The following is a 3795-nucleotide window of genomic DNA, read 5'->3' as shown; positions in this document are numbered from 1 at the left end:
GTACAGGTGCGGGCTGCTTGAAACGATAGAAAGCCAAATTCCTGAAGGTTTTTTATCCTTTGCTAGCTACGAAACACCATAACAATTTGTTTTTTAAGGTTTTTTTGTCTTTTTTAGAAATTTGTCACAATTCGGGTGACGTCAAACATGAAAACGGTCACGGCCCTTTTCACCTGCCTTCTCGTCAGCGTATGCGCGGCGACAATCCCCTTTGCCAATGCTGCCAAGCATTCAAAGCCTGCCAAACCTGCTCGAATCTACAAAACCAGCTTCGACTGCGGCAACGCTAGCGCACGCGTAGAAAAACTCATCTGCCGCGATCCACAACTGGCGCAGATGGATATTGAACTGTTGCGTCTCTATCGCCTGGCGCTTACCGATGAACATTCCATACCGCCGCCCGAAAAAGTCATGATCGACCAGCATTTCTGGATTGATAGCCGCAACCAGTGTGGCACCGCGCCGGAGCCCAAGGCCTGCACTATCCGAAGTTATGCCGAGCGCGCGCACCAGCTACGCCAAGGCTCGGCCATTGTGAGAACCAAGGATCCCGACAGACTGACCGATGGCCCCCTGACATTTCGTTGTACCGGACTCAACGAGTCGATTGCCGCCACTTTCTTTAACACGCAGCCGGGTGTCGTGTACCTGAAATGGGCGAACGCCTCGATCACCTTGAACCAGATGCCAAGTGATTCAGGAACCCGCTACATCGGCAAGGATTACAAAGGGAACTACAGCTTCCGACAAAACGTAAATGGGGTGTTTTTCCAGAAACCAGGCGCTGGGGAAATGAACTGTACGATCGAGCCGGTCGGCTGAGGGCTCTGGCACGCCTGCAACAGACACTTCTTATTGTCGACACCTACTGCATTCAATCAAATTTTCAACCATGCAAACCGTCATTTGCGGCGTACCTTTTTGGGTGATGCCCAAAATGTGTCGACAATCCTGTTGATTACCCTCCAACAAATCATTATATTTCGGCTCGTTCACGAGATAGTGTCGACAATGAGTGTCGTTGGCGAAAATCTCCGATTGGGACAGATACCAGTCTGTGCCTTCCGGTTTCGGGACAGAACACCTTTTGTAGGAACAGTTGATCGGGTGGTTTTGGGTGGTCACCCTCGATCGCCGAACAACTGTTCCTACCTTTATTCAGTGAACCAATACCGGCTGCTTTGCGCCTTCTTCGTTCACTCAACAACACGCGGTAAGACAGGAGAAGCCCAGTGCTCGAGACCTACGTACAACAATTACAAGCACGTGCCGAGCAAGGGCTTCCACCCTTGGCGCTTAATGCCGAACAAACGGCTGGCCTGGTCGAGCTGCTGAAGAGTCCTCCGGCTGGCGAAGAAGCTTTCCTCGTTGACCTGATCACCCATCGCGTTCCACCTGGAGTGGACGAAGCCGCCTATGTAAAGGCCGGCTTCCTGTCCGCCCTCGCCAAAGGCGAAGCCCAATCCCCTCTGATCGACAAGAARCGCGCRGTTGAACTGCTCGGCACCATGCAGGGCGGCTACAACATCGTCACGCTGGTCAACCTGCTGGACGACGCCGAACTGGCCCCGGTCGCTGCCGAAGAACTCAAGCACACCCTGCTGATGTTCGATGCGTTCCACGACGTCGCTGARCGCGCYAARAACGGTAACGTTCACGCCAAAGGCGTGCTGCAATCCTGGGCTGACGGCGAGTGGTTCAAAAACCGCCCGGTACTGGCCGACAAGATCAGCCTGCGCGTGTTCAAGGTCACCGGCGAAACCAACACCGACGACCTGTCCCCTGCCCCGGACGCCTGGTCCCGCCCGGACATCCCGCTGCACGCCCTGGCCATGCTGAAAATGGCTCGCGACGGCATCGTGCCGGACGAACAAGGCGTCACCGGTCCGATGAAGCAGATCGAAGAAATGCGCAACGCCGGCTTCCCGATCGCYTAYGTCGGYGACGTGGTCGGTACCGGTTCGTCGCGTAAATCCGCCACCAACTCGGTGCTGTGGTTCTTCGGCGACGACGTGCCTTACGTGCCGAACAAGCGTGCCGGCGGCTTCTGCTTTGGCAACAAGATCGCTCCAATCTTCTACAACACCATGGAAGATGCCGGCGCACTGCCAATCGAATTCGACGTCAGCAACATGAACATGGGCGACGTGATCGACCTGTACCCGCACGCTGGCAAAGTCTGCAAGCACGGTACCGACGAAGTCATCACCACCTTCGAAATGAAGACCCCTGTGCTGTTGGACGAAGTCCGTGCTGGCGGTCGTATTCCGCTGATCATCGGCCGCGGCCTGACCGACAAGGCTCGCGCCGAACTGGGTCTGCCAGCGTTCGATCTGTTCAAGAAACCGGATGCCCCGATCGAAAGCACCAAGGGCTTCACCCTGGCGCAAAAAATGGTCGGCAAGGCGTGCGGCGTAGCAGGCGTTCGTCCTGGTACCTACTGCGAACCGAAGATGACCACCGTCGGTTCTCAGGACACCACCGGTCCGATGACCCGTGACGAACTGAAAGACCTGGCGTGCCTGGGCTTCTCCGCTGATCTGGTGATGCAGTCCTTCTGCCACACCGCGGCTTACCCTAAGCCGATCGACGTGACCACCCACCACACCCTGCCAGACTTCATCATGACCCGCGGCGGCGTTTCCCTGCGTCCGGGCGACGGCATCATCCACAGCTGGCTGAACCGCATGCTGCTGCCGGACACCGTCGGTACCGGTGGTGACTCGCACACCCGTTTCCCGATGGGCATTTCGTTCCCGGCCGGTTCCGGTCTGGTTGCGTTTGCTGCAGCCACCGGCGTTATGCCGCTGGACATGCCGGAATCGATCCTGGTGCGTTTCAAAGGCAAGATGCAACCGGGCGTCACCCTGCGTGACCTGGTTCACGCCATTCCTTACTTCGCGATTCAGGCTGGCCTGCTGACCGTTGAGAAGAAAGGCAAGAAGAACGCCTTCTCCGGCCGCATTCTGGAAATCGAAGGCCTGGACAACCTGAGCATCGAACAGGCTTTCGAGCTGTCCGACGCCTCGGCTGAACGTTCGGCTGCCGGTTGCACCATCAAGCTGTCGAAAGAATCGATCACCGAGTACCTGAGCTCCAACATCACCCTGCTGCGCTGGATGATCGGCGAAGGCTACGGCGATGCACGTACCCTGGAACGTCGTGCTCAAGCGATGGAAGCCTGGATCGCCAACCCTGAGTTGATGGTTGCCGATGCTGACGCCGAATACGCTGAAATCATCGAAATCGACCTGAACGACATCAAAGAGCCTGTGCTCTGCGCACCAAACGATCCGGACGACGCCCGTCTGCTGTCCAGCGTTGCTGGCGAGAAGATCGACGAAGTGTTCATCGGTTCGTGCATGACCAACATCGGTCACTTCCGCGCTGCCGGCAAGTTGCTGGAACAGGTCAAGGGTCAGCTGCCAACCCGTCTGTGGCTGTCGCCGCCGACCAAGATGGACGCTCACCAGCTGACCGAAGAAGGCTACTACGGCATCTACGGCAAGGCCGGCGCACGCATGGAAATGCCAGGCTGCTCGCTGTGCATGGGTAACCAGGCACGCGTAGAACCGAACGCCACTGTGGTGTCGACGTCGACCCGTAACTTCCCGAACCGTCTGGGTGACGGCGCGAACGTCTACCTGGCCTCGGCCGAGCTGGCGTCTGTTGCTTCCATCCTGGGTCGCCTGCCGACCGTCGAGGAGTACATGGAATACGCTGGCAAGATCGACAGCATGGCGGCCGATGTCTACCGCTACCTGTCCTTCGACCAGATCGCCGAGTTCCGTGAAG

Annotated in this window: 2 protein-coding genes; both read left to right on the top strand. The window is 57.4% G+C overall.

Features of this window, described 5'->3' with window-relative positions:
* The first annotated feature begins 147 nt into the window (after window positions 1–147).
* Window positions 148–822: an MliC family protein gene (locus tag AC1DRJ_RS21195; RefSeq protein WP_477803863.1), complete on the top strand. Its 675-nt coding sequence runs from the start codon at window positions 148–150 to the stop codon at window positions 820–822.
* Window positions 823–1232: 410 nt separating this feature from the next.
* Window positions 1233–3795: bifunctional aconitate hydratase 2/2-methylisocitrate dehydratase (acnB, locus tag AC1DRJ_RS21190; protein WP_477803862.1), on the top strand; the 2563-nt coding region annotated here is incomplete at its 3' end.

The sequence above is a fragment of the Pseudomonas sp. P5_B2 genome, from assembly GCF_056400445.1.
The sequence above is the reverse complement of the archived record's forward strand: the minus strand, read 5'-3'. Positions and strand labels throughout refer to the sequence as shown.

Coding starts and splice junctions, on each gene's coding strand:
- AC1DRJ_RS21195 (WP_477803863.1), top strand. CDS start 148: ATGAAAACGGTCACGGCCCTTTTCACCTGCCTTCTCGTCAGCGTATGC.